The following is a 15,686-nucleotide window of genomic DNA, read 5'->3' on the forward strand; positions in this document are numbered from 1 at the left end:
CTGGATATACTTGTATTGGTGAACTGCAGTTATTCGGTTATAAAGAACCAGTAACTCCGGATATACCCGAAATGGGGAATCGTGCGATACTTATAGTGACCATGATTACTGGTCTTGAAAAAGAATTTGATCTCTCAATGGATGAAGTATATTCCTTTATCGAATGGTATGAAGGAAAACAAGCTGGAACAGGTACAGCATCATATGCCATTGATAAGCACAATAATAACAAAGGTCCATTCAGTAACCGAAATGACTATGTTATATTCAACAAAATACTCACGTTTGAAGTAAGTGAATATTCAACTAAATAAACAACAAAGGACTCCATACTGGTTACATACCAGCGGAGTCCTTTTTCACATCTACTCTAAATTCAAACTGGTTCCGTATATAATAAGCTCTGGCAATTTTGACCGAATCAGGCGAAAACTTTTCTATAGTGCCACCATAGTCTATAACCGATATCAACTCATCGCCTAACGACTGAACAACGTACACCTTTACCTGGCTTAATGCAGCTGCAAATAGTTCGATATCGGACTTCAAAACTTTATATGTATGGTTCAAGCTGTTCACCTCAGATAGTTATTATGCTGTATGTGTGGTAATTCCTGCACTAAAGAAAGCCCTACCAACTATAAGGTTGGCAGAGCTTTAGCTTTAAAATCCTCCAATGGTAACGTTAGGCTGAATACTATGGTGGTGGTTAAAGGCTTGATCCGGCCCAGCAACAATAAACAAAAAGCTAGCCGCGATGGTCAGTAGTACAATTTTTCTCAGCATTGGTCATCCACTCCTCAAACAGGGTTCAGGCCCCACCAATTGGATCATAGTATGGAGTAACCTGGTGGCTATTCGACTGAACAGGTACAGTAACAATAAACAAAAAACTAGCTGCAATGATTAGCAGTACCATTTTTTTTAACATTGTCTAACCACACCTTTTCAATGAATTTTGAGTATTTTTCCTTTGTTTCGGGAATTGTATGAGTGCGGAAATGCTCAAACATTCCTACACAGTTTAAATAATAAGTCTCATTATTCAATGTATGATAACTTTCCAAAGAATACATCAAATATTTAAAACCATCTTCGTACGAACCTTGATGTAAATAATAGTAAGCCAGCTCATAACCCAAACGCGCATACTGCTCTGGTATAACTTGTTTCGTATACATATCCGTTGATGGCTGTTGCACAAAAGAAGCAATAATCGGTTCAAACCGTTTAATTATATCATTAACGTCTAACTTATATTGGTTAGCTGCAAACATTACGTTCAAAAGCTTTACAATCATTTCCTTATCGACTTTATCACTTGATGCAATAATATAATGAACATAATCGTTTAGCACGTTTATATCTCCAGATAAAAGCTTATATACGTACGTGTTACCTTCTGCCCAGTTTTGGAACAAACCCATCCAGTGTTGGGTGTCCTCGTCCTTCTCCAAAACCCAATCTAAACTAGCGTAGGCGTATGTATACTGGAGAGCTTGGTGGTAATCGCCTTTAGCTTCGCAAGAACCTGAACACAACAAATCAGCATAAGCAATGTACACAAACAGTGGACGACTTAGTTTCTTGGAAGACTCATCACACATTCGACTCTGCTGTTGATGTTTCATCGAATATTGGATTTCCGCCTTAGCTCTCATTTTTCGAGCTATTTCATCAACCTTGTCCCATTTACGCAATGACCTGTAAACGTTAGCTAAATCCTTCAGCGCGTCAAGCTGTTCCATTTCATCAAGACGTTCCACAAAGGGTTCAAGTAGCGTTGCTGCCTCGAGATTACGGCTTTGAGCCTCTCCAACTTGAATTTTGAATATACGATATTGGCAGATTGCCAAACGTTCAGAATGTTGATATCTCTCTGTTTCAGCCACCCCCTCATAGAGCAGCAATGCAGCCTCATGTCGTCCCTGCGACAATAATTCTTCCGCTATTTCAAATAGCTTGGGTGAGTAGAGTAGATTGTCCATGATAGCTCCCACCACTCGACGGATCGCATCCAACTTGTCCAACTCCGCACACCGAAACAAAAATGGCTCGATACGCCTCATATTCGGAGGATGGTCGATGATGAAGTTTTCTATAAACAGATCGTAAAACTCCCCTTCTGGTAAACCCATAGCCTCAGTGATTCGGTCAAGCTGGTTAACAGACATTGACTTATTCCCTGACACAATAGCACTTATTATTCCCCTATTCATGCCTGCAAGTTGTCCGAATTGCGCTAAGCTCAACCCTTTTTGTTGTATGTATCTATCTAATTCTGCTCGGATCGTAGGTGTATGCTTCATATCATATCCACCCTTCATACAGAAATTCCAAACTTTATATATTATTGCATTCTATTGTTGTTCATAATTTAACAGTTGTCAATAAGTTTTGAAATATTTGTCATGCAATATTCAAATGAAATATGTATTTTCGAATATTAATGGTTTGTTACCATTTTGTTAATAATAATGTACATTTTATTCCTTTTTATGTGGTATAATTGGTTAGTAGTACAAATTATACCATTCGAGAGGACGGTTTTTGATGAACTTTAAAAACACAGCAATTATCCTTACAAGTGCTTTGGCTCTAATGGCAGTAGCTCCAGTAGCTGCTTCTGCCGCACCAGTTACGGGGGTTACATTCTCGAAGGATCACGGAGGTATAGTTATCCAAAAAACTGGCCAAGAGGTACATGAGGTTCTTGGTGGGACAAGTCCAACGATGGAATTAACTGTTGAGAAGGGTTATGGACATGTAAGGATTAGAGTTCAGAATACAGGAACATCAAATCTCACTTGGAGCTTGCAGGGTAACGGGAAAGAATATGTCTATAAAACTGTTGGCAAACGAGACTCATTAACGTGGACTAGCGTTAATTCATTCCCTAATGGAATGCCTTCAGGGAAATATGTAATTCAATTCAGAGCGGGCGGTAACAACGTTGAAGGCGAAGCTTGGGCTACTACTGGTCAGTTCACAGGAGACATTAACTAACCGTTACTACAAGGAGGGGAGCGCCTTGGAGATAAATCCAAGGCGCTTTATGTATTCAATGTTGCCATACTTAGTGTCTAGCAAAAGCCCAGCTAACCTTAGTGGATTAGCTGGGCTTTTCATTATTTAACGATAAATTCAACTTTTGTTCCATCCTCATACTTATCTAACTGATGACTTACCCATGATCCTGCTCCCCGGTTATCACTAGGAGTTATGTATCGAATATCAGCACCTGCACCACCTTCTGTACACATTGCCATTGGCCATTCATCTCTGTCATATCCTTTTTTAGTCGGATAGCCTTTGAGCGATTCCTTCCTGTTTTCTTCCGCTCCATCACGGTCAATCGTACATACAGCAGAATGTCCGGCTGCTATTGCATCTCTAATATGCGCCCCAGTTTCAGGGTAACGTGAACTTGGGAACTCCAACGTATACCCAGTTGCTGCTTGTTGGCTGATTGCTGCTGGTTCAGCGTAAACGCCTTGTACGGAAAAAATAGCAGCTAGTAAAATACGATTAACCCTCTTACGATTCCTTTTATCATATGACACCTCCATAGTATTTAGCCTTCTTTATACTAATTGGAGAGTCATGTCGAAGTATCGCATATGTTGTCACATAATAAAAATAAAAATTAAAATTCACCATTAAACTTTATTTTGAATATATAGACATAAATGTTTAGACATTCCTTTATGATAATTGTATTCTTACTTAGCAAATAAAACAAAAAGGGGCTCTAACATGAAAAAAATATTTTTCTCTTTACTCTCTATCTTTTTTTTAGCTTCAATGTTTGCAAGTTCTTCTTTTGCTAGCTCAAGTAATGTTAACTTAATTCCAAAAATGACATGGAATAACATTCCTTCTGGAATTGCTAGTGCTAGTAGCAGTTGGAGTGATAGTCACCAACCATGGACCGTATTTGATCAATCCCTTAATGATAACGGGTGGTCTACAGCTGTAAATGGCATCCCTGGATGGATTGGTTACCAATTTGAAAAACCAGTTGTTGTGAACAAATATGTATTACAGGCTCGTGGAGGTAATAATTACAAAGCTGAATCTCCAAAAGATTGGACTTTTGAAGGCTGGGATGGAGCATCATGGGTGGTTCTCGATACACAAAAAAATCAAAGTAATTGGGATCAACCCGTAAAAAAAGAATTTACATTTAGTAACACAAAAGAATATATAAAATATCGGCTAAATGTATCAATGAATAATGGGCAAAGTATTCTGACTCTTGGAGCTTTTGAGATGTATAATACTAACCCAGTTGCTCCACCTACAACACCTGATCCATCTACAACACCTGATCCATCTACAAAGCCCGATCCGTCTACAACACCTGACCCATCAACAAAGCCTGATCCATCTACAACGCCTGGATCATCGGATACTGATGGATCATCGCAACCTACTGGAGACCGTGCTATTCTGACTATAACAATGGATAATGGATTTGATAAAGAATTCGATCTAAGTAAAAAAGAATTGAGTGCCTTCATCGCCTGGTATGACGCTAAAGATGCTGGAAGAGGTCCTTCATTCTTTGCCATTGATAAGCACAATAATAACAAAGGTCCATTCAGTAACCGAAAGGACTATGTAATATTCAATAAGATTCTTACGTTTGAAGTAAGTGAGTATTCAACTAAATAAACAACAAAGGACTCCATACTGGTTACATACCAGCGGAGTCCTTTTTCACATCTACTCTAAATTCAAATTGATTACGGATGAAATAAGTTCCGTTTATCTTAATTGACTCCGGTGTAATTTTCTCAACTGATCCACCGTAATCCACAATATCTATCAAATCCTCATCCAATGACTGCACCACGTATACTCTTACCTGACTTAATGCAGCTGCAAATAGTTCTATATCTGACTTTAACACTTTAAATGTAAGGTTCATGCTGATCACCTCAATAATTCATTCGGCACATGGTGATAAATTCCTGCAAACAAAAAGATACCCCACTAGCACTGCTAGCAGGGTCATTACACGTTTTTTAGGAGTTGTACTGAGTGAATTGAAAAAAAAGTGTGTGTGGTCCAACAGCCTTTTCTTAACAAAATTAAATCCAAAGTGATTTAGTGATAATAACCAACAAGATAAAGAGCACTAATATTGCTCCTGTAGAAGTCCACATACCACCAACTGGAGCTGGAGTTGTGTTGTTGTCACATCCACTCATAGCTTTAACCTCCTTTACTTGTTGTACACCTTAATATATGTATCAATTCGTATAGTGACAGGGTATATAGGTAAACAAAACAAAGGCTCACACCAGATAAACCGGCAGAGCCTAAAAACAACTTTTATAAAATGGTTAATGTTAAGATAACTACCAACAAAATAAACAGTGCCAGGATAACAGTTATCGACATCCAAACTTTCCTGTCAGTATTCCCTCCACCTCTTTCAGCTCCACTCACACATAACGCCTCCCTTGTTTACTCCACAGGTTATGTGAGACATTGTTTAGGGAATGGACTTCTAGGTAAACAAAAACACCCCACCAGCATATGCCAGCAGGGTATCACCGATGCTTTCGGATTTTTATGATATTCTTACAAAATAGATCAGTTCTCGGCGGGGTGCTTTGAGATAAAACTATCAACACTGGTTTGTAACAAAAGAGCATCAATTTTGGATTTTATCAAATACAGGAAATTGTGTCCTTCAGCAATCATTCTGAAATCTTCAATATTGAAATCAATAATTGATACTCGTTCATCTAATCTCTCTTTTTGAAGGAAGAGTTTCTTCGTAAGTCCTATAGCAGAATCCCATCCTCCTCTTGCAGCCATCCCATGATAAGAGAAAAGAAAACCAAATCTTGAAGAATTGGTGCAAGTCAAAGAGTATAATTTACCAACCCAAGTAACACCTATCGTCTTATTATAGTTTTTGCATTCCGATATTAGAAACCTACTGTTTTTTCGATTTACGGGTAAAAAGCTTTCAAAAAGTTTTCCTTTGAAATTGAAATCGACAAGTTGATCAATTTCATTTGTACTGTTACGAATATTTTCATGAACTTCAAAGAACCCTGATTTTTCCCAGAGAAAAGAAACCAATTTCTCTAAGGCTTTTCCTTTTTGAAGAGTGTTATTCTCTCCCTGTTCTTTTTTAGTTTTTGTCACTTCTTTTTTATTTACTTTTTCTAAATTAACTAATAATTTTTTATACTCTGAAAGATCTTCATCATTTAGTCTAGAAAGAGTATTGAAATGTTCTTCCATCTCGTCAATATCTGCAAACTTAAGATATTCATGTGGGGAAAGACCGACGTTACTCATCAAAGATCACCTTGTATACTGCTACACTATTTTGAATAGATGTTAATTCTGAATCGCAGTTTTCGCAATAATCAGACTCAGGAATTTCGCCAATTGTATTGTATATCTCACCAGTAAATCGCCCACAACGATGACAATATACTTCAAAGACAACAATAATAATCTTTAAACGCTTGATTATTTCCAACACTTGATATGCGACTGACATAGTTACATTCAATCGCCTTATCAAGACACCTGGATAAATAAGCTGCCCCTTTTTATACGTTGATAGGATCTTCAGTAGATCCATCATCTTCCGATCTGGCAATATCTTCGAGTCGGTCAAACTCGATTTTATTCTTGATAATATAGTCGGTGACATTATTCATCTTCTCCATATTGGATTGTTGTCCATAATACTGCAAAAAGCTATATTCCTGATTTAAATAATCGTGTTTAAACTTAACTGTTGTGCTTTTGCCTTTGTCAGTACCTTTCCATATTAATGCTATCCATGGCAAGTTGGCATTTGTCTCAATTTCTGCGATGAAACCATCAAGAATTTGCTTAATTTCTGGGCTTTTATCAAAAAGTTCTTCATGCGACCTGATTAGTTCTTTGAGCTCCCCAAGCAAGGGAAGTATATAGTTTTCATCAGCCCCTGTATCAAGAACTGCCTTCCCTCCATTGGGTAAACTCATGGATTGAGAGTGCACGCTTACTTCGTCTTGCTCAAGAGTCTTAATGATGTAGTCGATCACAGCGGGGAAATTGATGTTTTCGAACTGACAATTTAGGTTCCTTTTAAACCAATTTAACACAAGTTCAATTTGTTGAGTGTAAAAAAATTCATCATCTTGAAAATAAGGTTTAACTCTATCCAATCTAATTTCAAGCGCTTTAAGATGTTTGTGATAGACAGCAATAATAGGATATTTGTATTGCTTCTTGATTTCAGTATTGGGAGGAAACCCTGAAAGAAGTCGGCTAAATTTAAACATGATAATATTCCCACTTGCATATTTAGTGGGAATGACTGATTTATATAATTTTTCATCAAAAACGTAATCATTGGGACGATTATCCGAAAAATAATCAACAATCCCCCCTGATGCTAGCCCTACTTCGATAAGAGTTTCATCAATCTCAGTAACGGAAAAGACAGCTGCAAACTTATACGATTTCAAAAACTCGTCCTTTTCGACGTGTCTCACCACCGTTTGAGCTCTTGCAATTCCTTCTGAAAGTTGATTCCCTTCATCTTCAATGTCTGATAAGTCCAAAACATTTTTCCCTTCAGCAGTTTTTTTGCTCTTTTCAAGCCTCACTACTTCATTTTTTTCCATTTCTTTCAATAATTTTTTTTCTCGCATATTTCGGATAGCTTTCACTAACGGTTGAGGAGAGAATTTCCGAATAATTCGGAATAACTTGAACACCTTCTGCTGTTGGATTCATTATTTTTTCTGTCATTCATTTCACCTATTATCTGTATATTTTGATTTTTCACACCTAAAATATACCATTAGTGAACTCATATTGGAATCTTTTTTTACCATACTTTTACTTATATTTATAATTATACAGAACAAACGTTCGTATTTCAAGTAAAAAAATAACCCCGCAGCCGAAGCTAGCAGGGCACTTACTTATAGTTTATTCAGCAGTAGCAGGCGCTTGTACTGACTCTGCTGGTACCGGAACAGGCTCTGGTTCAGGGTGAACTAGAGCGTTTGGCGTTACCTCTACTATAGCCTGAGCCAAGAAATCATTAAGCTTTGCAGCCAAACCAGATACTGCTTCCTTAGCTGCGGCTTGTGCTGCCTCCTCGTTTGTCTGTGCTTCAGTAGCCAATACTGCTTTTGTTTTGGTCTTATACTCCAGATATGCTTTCTCAATCGCGGATTTTAGCTCTACTTGGGATACAACGATACCTTGACTGGAAAGTGTAAGTGAAGCATACTGCAAAGCCTCCTGAAGCTTACGTTCTCCCCCAGCTTCTTTAAATGCTGTTTGAGCAAAAGCAAAGCCCTCCCCAGCAATTTTATGGATTACTTCCCTCTGTGCCGCCGTGGTACGCGCTTCTAGCCACACGTTAACCTTAGTCTTGAGTTTGTTCAGACCTCCTAAAACAAATGCTGTAAGCACACCCGCAGCGGCTGTGACGATGGTATTTACATAAGGTTGTACAGTTTCGATAATTGTTTGCATGATTACTTTTCCCCTTTCGTTTTCAACGACGCGATTTTATTTTTTGAATCCCAGGACACTATTGCGCCGTAAGCCTCTGCAATAGGTTTGAGTTGTACGTATGCGGTACCCTGTACAAGTTGGACCATTTGCAGCTTGGCTCCGTTTAGATAAGCTTCCTTGTGTGCATTATCCCAGTGATATGACAACCCCATAGCATTAGCAAGCACCTTCAGCGGTACATATGTCCTGCCATCAAAGAGCAGCGTCTTCCCTGCCTGTTTACCATTTACGACGAACGTACCGGACGTGACTGTCTCCGGCTGCTCAGGGCGCTTTGTGAATCGTTCTCGTAGTTCGTCCGCCGTGCCATCATACTCATTCATATCCACGTTCCCTATTATCCCAGCTACCTTACCGCTATCGCTGTACTGCCAAATATCCCAGCGTTTCCACGTCACTGTATCGCTCGGTACACGCGTTTCACTGTATCGGGCTATCCATAATGGGTAACCGCCCAATGAGGCGTTAAAATTGGTTGCGAATGCATTGCCTGTATAGATAATGGGCTTGCGTCCTGTAAGTCGCTCCAGCTTGAGCAGGAAGGCCAAAGCTACAGCACTAATAAGTGTTTTGGACAAGTTGCCAGGATTGTTTTCATAGTCCACTACAGGCGGCAAGTCCAGTGATTCCCACCACCTACTTGTTCCAATACCTCTGCAAAACGCCTTGCTTCCGCTTTCGCTGCCTCAACACTGGGTGCATCTAGGAGATGGTATGCTCCCAGCAATACGCCCGTTTCCTTAGCCCCTTTGGCATTTGTAATGAATGTCGGATAAACGTAACGCTGCCCCTGACTGGCCTTGATGAAGACAAATGAAATACCATCTTCCTTGACCGCCTTTCAATCAATCTTTCCTTGATAACGGGATACGTCGATCCCTCTTACATTACGACTGTTTCGTCGTTGCATCCTCTTTCTCTCCTTCCTTACCACTTTTACTTTTCAAAACTTCTACGGTCTATCGGGCCACGAGAGGGATAGGTGCGCCGAGTCTGGCGCCATTCTCCAAAATGGACAGCAGCTCATTTGCCATATAAAAATAGGCGACCGCATCCCGGAATAGGTGCGAATCGCCTAAGACTCCATCAATCAGATGGGATACTGCTACCATTGTAAAAATAAATACCTTTCGAGCGATTCCGATAAGACCAATTTTGCTTTTTAAACCGGGTCCGGTACCCTTCTTACCTTCTGCACCAGCAGCAAATAATCCAATCACATAATCAATATGACCAGAGAAAGCACCTCCCCCAATACTCCCGACCACCCACCGTGAAAATACGCCACCGTACTACCTAAAGTGGCGCTAAATTTAAAAATCTCCCACTTATCCAGCCTTCTTCCCCCATCTCTGCTCAGGAAAATTATCCTGCCCCCTCTTCGTTTGGTTTCTTTTCCTTCAATTCCTGTGCATTTATCTCTGCTAATGCATTTCCTACCGTAATATCCAAACCTATAGGTATTTCTTTCTGGCGTGCTGGTTGCAAAGCAATGACAGCAGAAGATTGTTGAATAACAGTAATCAATCTAAATAGCATGTCGATCTACGCAAGGCTTCAGCCTAAACGGAACTAACACAGGTTGTAGTTAAATTACTATTGTGATAAACTGGATGTAATTTGATGATGGGAGTTGAACGGATACATGTAGAACTTTCTTGCCTCGAGATCACGAAGAGAACGGACGCAGCGATTGGCTGTGGTCGTTTTATTTCATCTCTGCAAGAAAGGTCTGCATTTCGTTTGCGCTCCCTCTCCGGACAGTCATACGGCCCTTTAGAATGGGGTCTTATTTCCTCGTATGGATTAGAGCCGCAAGAAAGCACCTTTCTTGCGGCTCTTTTTATTTCCAAACGAAAGGATGATTGCCATGCCCGCCATTCAGGTAACCAATCTTACTTTTGCCTATCCAGGCAGCTATGACCCTATATTCGAAAATGTTCATTTTCAAATTGATACAGACTGGAAGCTGGGCTTTACGGGGCGAAACGGTCGGGGTAAAACGACGTTCTTAAACCTGCTGCTGGGGAAGTACGAATACAACGGTACGATCTCCGCGCCAGTTGCCTTTGATTATTTTCCATTTCCCGTCGAACACCCGGAGTATTTGACCTTAGATGTCGTGGAAGAGATCGTACCAAGCTATGAGAACTGGAAGCTGATGCGTGAACTGAACCTGCTTAAGGTTTCAGAAGACGTGTTGTACCGACCATTCGAATCGCTGTCCCAAGGAGAACAGACGAAGGTATTACTAGCCGTGCTCTTCATCCAAGACAATCGATTTCTGCTCATCGACGAGCCGACCAATCATCTCGACTTGCACGCACGCAAGCTTGTTGCCGATTATCTGAATACGAAGCGTGGTTTCATTCTTGTTTCACACGACCGGGCTTTTCTCGACCGCTGTGTGGATCATATTCTAGCGATCAACAAAACGAATATCGAAATCCAAAAAGGCAACTTCTCCAGCTGGTGGACGAACAAAACTCGCCAAGATACATTCGAAATGGCACAAAACGAAAAGTTGTACAAAGACATACAGCGTTTATCAGCTTCCGCTAAACGTACTAGTAGCTGGTCTTTCGAGACCGAAAAATCGAAAAACGGCACACGAAATTCCGGTTCCAAACTTGACAAGGGGTACGTCGGGCATAAGGCAGCCAAAATGATGAAACGCTCAAAATCCATTGAACAGCGGCAACACACTGCTTTAGAGGAAAAATCAAAACTGCTCCGAAATATCGAACAGTCAGAAAGCCTTGCGATCTCTCAGCTCGTGTATCCCAAATCGGAACTGGCGATGCTGGATCACGTCACGATTTACTACGGGGAAAGAGCAGTTTGCAAGAACGTTAGTCTGACGATTGAACCAGGAGATCGGATTGCAATTTCAGGCCCAAATGGTTCAGGTAAGTCTAGCTTGCTTCACCTGCTCAACGCTGAGGAGCTGCACTATACAGGTACGTTTCAACGGGATCCGCAGCTTCGCGTTTCCTATGTATCCCAGAATACATCTCATTTGCGAGGTACGCTTTCCGATTATGCAGCAGAGCACAGAATTGACGAAAGCTTGTTTAAGGCCGTGTTGCGTAAGCTAGATTTCGCCCGCATCCAGTTTGAGAAGGATATATCGGCGTTCAGCGGCGGGCAGAAAAAGAAGGTTCTGATCGCGAGAAGCCTATGTGAGGAGGCTCATCTGCATATTTGGGACGAACCGCTCAACTTTGTCGACGTGATTTCCCGGATGCAAATTGAGGAGCTGCTGCTTGAGTACATGCCAACCATTGTATTCGTGGAGCATGATCGGGAATTTCATGACCGTGTCGCCACGAAAATGATTGAACTCGGTGGGGATTAGAATTTTACAAAGTGACTTGGAGTAAGACATAATTTTAATGGCAGAAAGCTTAGCACCATAACTTTTATAAAAAGAGAAAAGATTGAACTAAAGGCACGCAATAGTTTAATCGAACATCGGCAGTCTAGGATTTTATTTTTTCGTCCACGGCTGCCGATATTTTTATTGAAGACAGTTTAATAGTTATCTTACTAAGACTGAGAGGCTTATATTATTCTACAGCGGACTCGCTTCTTCTGCTCTACTCTCCCTGTCAATCCTATAAGATTTTTAAGACATCCACTTATCTCTTTTATTATATTAGTTTGGCAATTTGGTTGGGTTAATCTCTTGTGGGAAAGTATCTTCAAAACAATCCTTATTCTCATATAAATTGTACCAAGCCTCAGCAATAAGATCTGGATCTCCAGCCGTACCTGCTTGTATGACAGTGCCAATTGAAAGATGACCGACATATATGCCTTTTTCTTTCAACTCAAAATGCAAATTTGTAGCATAATTACGAACACCACTCATTACCATACCAACATTTCCAACAGACGGGTAGGAAACCATTGCAGATATTCCGGTGGTCAATAGAATTGCACCCGAAGCATTATTTATCATATCTGGTATTACTTCATTCACAGAAAGAACGGCAGGGAGTAAGTAACCTTTTATCTGTTCTAACACATCTTCTGCTGTTGTTTCTAACACATGCTTGAAATGCGTAGGTCCTGCATAGGGGCTGAATTCCAAAACATCAATATGACCAAAGTCTTGTTTAACAGCATCTAATGCTTGTTTTAGTGCTGGCAAATCCCTGACATCCGCTACATAAGATTTCGCTTCAATATTTAGCTTCTTTAGTTCGTTCACGATTATGGCCAATTTCTTAGGGTTACGCGAAATGACAGCAACCCTAAATCCTTTCTCCCCAAATTTTTTTGCAAGGGACAACCCCAATCCAGGTCCTGCACCGATAATTGCTATAGTCTTCATTTTATACAAACTCCTTTTTTTGTGGTATACATATAACAACACGTGTTGTTTTAACATCTTAAATTCAATACACAAAACGAACAACCAACAATATAGTTACCAATGTTGCTATAGCAACAATATTAAAGAATTATTGGGTTAGGAGTGAATCAATTGGGGACAAAAGTAAGAAATTTACGAACAACTTATACTAAGGAATCTTTAGTTAACGCTTTTTTTAATTTAGCAACTAAGAAGGATTTTGAAAAAATAACAGTGGCAGATTTAACAGAGGGAGCGCAAGTAAATCGAGCTACTTTCTACGCACATTTTAACGATAAGTACGATTTATTGAATTACATTATGGGAAATTCCGCTTCAAATGCTATTGCAAAACGGACAACAGGATCAATAAAATTGGATCAAGAAAGTATAAGCCAACTTGTTTTAGCTGTTTGTGATTTTTACCAACAACCGAGATTACAATGTCGCCAAAGTAATATAAGTTTAGTAATACCCCAATTAAAAGAAAAAATATTGAGTGAATTGAAATTGTATTTGCTTAAGAGCATCGAAAACTTATATACAGATATGGAAAAAGATCTATTCGTATCTATTTATGCGAATGTAATTCATGAGGCTGGTTTTTTATGGGCTTCCGGAAAAGTAAAATTGGACAAAGAAGAAATTGCTAAGAAAATTTCGTTATTCGTATTAGGTGGGCAGAACTCTCTTTAAAGCTAGTTTTTGCTCATTTTCTTGATATTGTTCACCCTCCCTCCCAACAATAAGAAGCAATAAAAAACACAAGCACTGCGCTTGTGTTTTTTGATGCAGCCCATATCAGATTACTCTCGAATTTTCGTAGCAATTTTCATCAATTCGTCAAAAGTGGTTTTTAAACTGTGCTCTTCATCCACTGTTGTTTTATGCGAGCTCCCTGCGCTAAAATTGAGTACATTCCTCGTTAATCGAGTTATGCTGGTTAAGCGCTGTCCGCGATCAGGCGAAAACGCCTTTGAATGGTGTGCGTAGCCTGTGACGAAAGTTGAATTAATAGTGATTAGGGTTTAAGCCTCCTCTAATCACTTAATTTTCTTATTAAATATATACGGTAGCACCTCTAGCAACCGTCCTCGTGTAATGGGATCATCATAATTCCATGTAGTATCCACAAAATGAGTGTTACCGTTACTTAAATCGGCTAAAGCCGCGATATGTGAACAGTGAGCAACCGTTTGCAATTCTTGGCGAGGAGCCAAGACGAAATTGCGATCGCCAGCATAGTGATTTATTTGATGCTGCTGAATTTCTATCCATGCTTGCCCTTGCTCGATTAGGTGCATCACATTGGCAGAAGGACGAAAGGCAAGAGATTCATACAAGGTGGCAGCCAATCCGCTTTGGCCCATAATATAAAGTTTTGTACCAAACTTGAGATAAACAGCAGCCGTCTCTCCAGCAACATAAGCATCTGCTAATTGCCTACGTAACCATCTTACTTTGTCCTCATATCTGGTAATCCATTTCTCCGCAGCGTTACTACGTTCAACTAGTTTAGCGATATACCGTAACCGTTCAAACAGTCTAAACTTACTGTTAAGTATAACAGTAGGAGCGATCGTATCTAGTTTCTGCAAATCTTGTTCAGGATGCACATAGCTAAGCAATAATAACTCCGGCTGTAGTTGTGCAATTTTATCTGGATCTGCCCAATACCCAAGATTATGAATATTTCGCAACTTATTGTGATAAATCACGTTATCTTTCATGATCGAGATGGCCGCCCCTATAGGGGGCATGGCTAAAACGAGTAATTCTCCAAGCGTAAATTTGCCATCTGTCACAATACGTGTTGTATCTTTGGGAACATGAATCTTTCTGCCAAATGAATCGATAACTGTTCTTTGCCGAGTACGAAGATGAATATTCGAATATTCACGCGGAGTGTGTCCAGTTAATTTATGAAAGCACCGGCTGAAATAATATTCATCCTTAAACCCAATTTGCCGAGATATTTTGCCCAATGTCTCGGTCGAATTACGCAGAAGTCCTTTGGCATGGTTTATGCGTAATTGGACCAAATATTCATTTGGTTTTTTGCCAGTCATTATTTTAAACTTCTGACTATATTGCCATCTGACCATTCCAGCCATGGAAGCAAGTTTTTCAACGGTTAAGTCTTCATCATAATGCTGTTCCATATAATGCACAGTTTGTTGAACCAAGTTTATCTTTTCATTGTTCTGCGACTGGGAAACTTGCTCATCGAACTGAGCCATCAACCCCAGAATGAGCTGAAGTCTACCTTGCATCATAGCCATTTCTGATGTGGATGGAGAGGAACAGCATTGGTTACTTATCCGTGCTTCTTTTCCTAATACTCGATTGACTTGAGAAATCAACAGATTATAGGGGGAACCACAAAGCAAAGGTGGATGAGCAACCGGATTCAAAGTCATTCCTTCTACTTTAAAGGTTTCAAAGGTAAAGCGTACAAGCTGTGCCTCTTTGTTGCTTGACTCCATAGTATAGCGCTGTACAGGCAAAATCAGAATGCAGCTTCCTTGTCGCAGATCGATTGCAATGTTGTCTACATACAGCCGTATGCCGTGACTGAGTGCTATCAATAATGTGCATAAATTGGTTTCATTGTCATTCATCCCCTCATTGTGGCCGTTCGCTGGAATTATCTGGTCAAATCGAAACCTATCATAGTGTTGCAGCCTAATATACAGGGGTGCTAGATTCATAAGCAACTCTCCAACAATTGAAAATGAGAATCATTATCGTTATTGTAACATATAAA

The 15,686-nt window shown here is 39.9% G+C and carries 17 protein-coding genes and 2 pseudogenes; 5 read left to right on the forward strand and 14 right to left on the reverse strand.

Annotation, left to right across the window (positions count from 1 at the left end):
- Positions 1–74 precede the first annotated feature (74 nt).
- Positions 75–314 (forward strand): annotated as a pseudogene (locus MKX36_RS13715) (ran-binding protein 10); the annotation flags it as partial.
- A gap of 22 nt (positions 315–336) precedes the next feature.
- On the opposite strand, the gene MKX36_RS13720 reads toward MKX36_RS13715, so the two are convergent.
- From MKX36_RS13720 to MKX36_RS13730, 3 genes are all read right to left on the reverse strand, one after another.
- Entirely contained in the window at positions 337–570 is a 234-nt protein-coding gene (locus tag MKX36_RS13720; protein WP_290410019.1) for a hypothetical protein, read from the reverse strand.
- A 93-nt stretch (positions 571–663) separates the two neighbouring features.
- Complete coding sequence (locus tag MKX36_RS13725) at positions 664–786, reverse strand: hypothetical protein (protein WP_258196262.1); 123 nt, start codon at positions 784–786, stop codon at positions 664–666.
- 107 nt (positions 787–893) lie between these two features.
- Positions 894–2,309 (reverse strand): helix-turn-helix domain-containing protein, encoded by a 1,416-nt coding sequence (locus tag MKX36_RS13730; protein ID WP_340864889.1) that lies wholly within the window; start codon positions 2,307–2,309, stop codon positions 894–896.
- Positions 2,310–2,553: 244 nt separating this feature from the next.
- Between MKX36_RS13730 and MKX36_RS13735 the strand changes: the two genes are divergently transcribed.
- Positions 2,554–3,006, forward strand: a complete 453-nt coding sequence (locus tag MKX36_RS13735) for a hypothetical protein (protein WP_107733496.1) — start codon at positions 2,554–2,556, stop codon at positions 3,004–3,006.
- A 122-nt stretch (positions 3,007–3,128) separates the two neighbouring features.
- On the opposite strand, the gene MKX36_RS13740 is transcribed toward MKX36_RS13735, so the two are convergent.
- A complete protein-coding gene (locus MKX36_RS13740; RefSeq protein ID WP_107733495.1) occupies positions 3,129–3,569 on the reverse strand; it encodes a NucA/NucB deoxyribonuclease domain-containing protein in 441 nt (146 codons plus the stop codon).
- Positions 3,570–3,756: 187 nt separating this feature from the next.
- Here MKX36_RS13740 and MKX36_RS13745 point away from each other — a divergent pair, with 187 nt between their 5' ends.
- Positions 3,757–4,677, forward strand: a complete 921-nt coding sequence (locus MKX36_RS13745) for a discoidin domain-containing protein (protein ID WP_290410020.1) — start codon at positions 3,757–3,759, stop codon at positions 4,675–4,677.
- Between the two features lie 22 nt (positions 4,678–4,699).
- On the opposite strand, the gene MKX36_RS13750 is transcribed toward MKX36_RS13745, so the two are convergent.
- The 8 genes and pseudogenes from MKX36_RS13750 to MKX36_RS13785 all read right to left on the reverse strand — a co-directional run bounded on the left by MKX36_RS13750 (position 4,700) and on the right by MKX36_RS13785 (position 10,098).
- Positions 4,700–4,933, reverse strand: a complete 234-nt coding sequence (locus MKX36_RS13750; protein WP_290410021.1) for a hypothetical protein — start codon at positions 4,931–4,933, stop codon at positions 4,700–4,702.
- 671 nt (positions 4,934–5,604) lie between these two features.
- Positions 5,605–6,324, reverse strand: a complete 720-nt coding sequence (locus MKX36_RS13755; protein WP_340864890.1) for an acetylglutamate semialdehyde dehydrogenase — start codon at positions 6,322–6,324, stop codon at positions 5,605–5,607.
- 260 nt (positions 6,325–6,584) lie between these two features.
- Positions 6,585–7,661, reverse strand: coding sequence for a hypothetical protein (locus MKX36_RS13760; protein ID WP_340864891.1), 1,077 nt, complete (start codon positions 7,659–7,661; stop codon positions 6,585–6,587).
- The gene (locus MKX36_RS13765) at positions 7,639–7,779 is read right to left on the reverse strand and encodes a hypothetical protein (protein ID WP_340864892.1); all 141 of its coding nucleotides are present in this window, start codon (positions 7,777–7,779) and stop codon (positions 7,639–7,641) included. The genes MKX36_RS13760 and MKX36_RS13765 overlap by 23 nt, the downstream gene beginning before the upstream one ends.
- A 183-nt stretch (positions 7,780–7,962) precedes the next feature.
- Entirely contained in the window at positions 7,963–8,517 is a 555-nt protein-coding gene (locus MKX36_RS13770; protein ID WP_290410024.1) for a phage holin, LLH family, read from the reverse strand.
- A 2-nt stretch (positions 8,518–8,519) separates the two neighbouring features.
- A pseudogene (locus MKX36_RS13775) lies at positions 8,520–9,469 on the reverse strand (GH25 family lysozyme).
- A gap of 49 nt (positions 9,470–9,518) precedes the next feature.
- Complete coding sequence (locus MKX36_RS25415; RefSeq protein ID WP_445671821.1) at positions 9,519–9,827, reverse strand: phage holin family protein; 309 nt, start codon at positions 9,825–9,827, stop codon at positions 9,519–9,521.
- 97 nt (positions 9,828–9,924) lie between these two features.
- A complete protein-coding gene (locus tag MKX36_RS13785; protein ID WP_019687447.1) occupies positions 9,925–10,098 on the reverse strand; it encodes a hypothetical protein in 174 nt (57 codons plus the stop codon).
- A gap of 331 nt (positions 10,099–10,429) precedes the next feature.
- Between MKX36_RS13785 and abc-f the strand changes: the two genes are divergently transcribed.
- Positions 10,430–11,917: a ribosomal protection-like ABC-F family protein gene (gene abc-f / locus MKX36_RS13790; RefSeq protein ID WP_340864893.1), complete on the forward strand. Its 1,488-nt coding sequence runs from the start codon at positions 10,430–10,432 to the stop codon at positions 11,915–11,917.
- A 300-nt stretch (positions 11,918–12,217) separates the two neighbouring features.
- On the opposite strand, the gene MKX36_RS13795 is transcribed toward abc-f, so the two are convergent.
- Positions 12,218–12,898 carry an SDR family NAD(P)-dependent oxidoreductase gene (locus MKX36_RS13795; protein WP_340864894.1) on the reverse strand — a complete coding sequence of 227 codons (681 nt, stop codon included), beginning with the start codon at positions 12,896–12,898 and terminating at the stop codon, positions 12,218–12,220.
- Between the two features lie 144 nt (positions 12,899–13,042).
- Between MKX36_RS13795 and MKX36_RS13800 the strand changes: the two genes are divergently transcribed.
- Positions 13,043–13,615, forward strand: a complete 573-nt coding sequence (locus MKX36_RS13800; RefSeq protein ID WP_228552609.1) for a TetR/AcrR family transcriptional regulator — start codon at positions 13,043–13,045, stop codon at positions 13,613–13,615.
- A gap of 347 nt (positions 13,616–13,962) precedes the next feature.
- Here MKX36_RS13800 and MKX36_RS13805 read toward each other — a convergent pair whose 3' ends face one another.
- Positions 13,963–15,630, reverse strand: a complete 1,668-nt coding sequence (locus tag MKX36_RS13805; protein WP_340864895.1) for an AraC family transcriptional regulator — start codon at positions 15,628–15,630, stop codon at positions 13,963–13,965.
- Positions 15,631–15,686: the final 56 nt, after the last annotated feature.

This window comes from Paenibacillus sp. FSL W8-0439, from assembly GCF_038008995.1.
GTDB classification, from domain to species: domain Bacteria; phylum Bacillota; class Bacilli; order Paenibacillales; family Paenibacillaceae; genus Paenibacillus; species Paenibacillus polymyxa.

Excerpts from the sequence above, each read along its gene's own strand:
- MKX36_RS13730 (WP_340864889.1), bottom strand. The coding sequence starts at position 2,309 with ATGAAGCATACACCTACGATCCGAGCAGAATTAGATAGATACATACAA.
- MKX36_RS13770 (WP_290410024.1), bottom strand. The coding sequence starts at position 8,517 with ATGCAAACAATTATCGAAACTGTACAACCTTATGTAAATACCATCGTC.
- MKX36_RS13750 (WP_290410021.1), bottom strand. The coding sequence starts at position 4,933 with ATGAACCTTACATTTAAAGTGTTAAAGTCAGATATAGAACTATTTGCA.
- MKX36_RS13740 (WP_107733495.1), bottom strand. The coding sequence starts at position 3,569 with ATGGAGGTGTCATATGATAAAAGGAATCGTAAGAGGGTTAATCGTATT.
- MKX36_RS13725 (WP_258196262.1), bottom strand. The coding sequence starts at position 786 with ATGCTGAGAAAAATTGTACTACTGACCATCGCGGCTAGCTTTTTGTTT.
- MKX36_RS13745 (WP_290410020.1), top strand. The coding sequence starts at position 3,757 with ATGAAAAAAATATTTTTCTCTTTACTCTCTATCTTTTTTTTAGCTTCA.
- MKX36_RS13735 (WP_107733496.1), top strand. The coding sequence starts at position 2,554 with ATGAACTTTAAAAACACAGCAATTATCCTTACAAGTGCTTTGGCTCTA.
- MKX36_RS13805 (WP_340864895.1), bottom strand. The coding sequence starts at position 15,630 with ATGAATCTAGCACCCCTGTATATTAGGCTGCAACACTATGATAGGTTT.
- MKX36_RS13765 (WP_340864892.1), bottom strand. The coding sequence starts at position 7,779 with ATGACAGAAAAAATAATGAATCCAACAGCAGAAGGTGTTCAAGTTATT.
- MKX36_RS13755 (WP_340864890.1), bottom strand. The coding sequence starts at position 6,324 with ATGAGTAACGTCGGTCTTTCCCCACATGAATATCTTAAGTTTGCAGAT.
- MKX36_RS13785 (WP_019687447.1), bottom strand. The coding sequence starts at position 10,098 with ATGCTATTTAGATTGATTACTGTTATTCAACAATCTTCTGCTGTCATT.
- MKX36_RS13795 (WP_340864894.1), bottom strand. The coding sequence starts at position 12,898 with ATGAAGACTATAGCAATTATCGGTGCAGGACCTGGATTGGGGTTGTCC.
- abc-f (WP_340864893.1), top strand. The coding sequence starts at position 10,430 with ATGCCCGCCATTCAGGTAACCAATCTTACTTTTGCCTATCCAGGCAGC.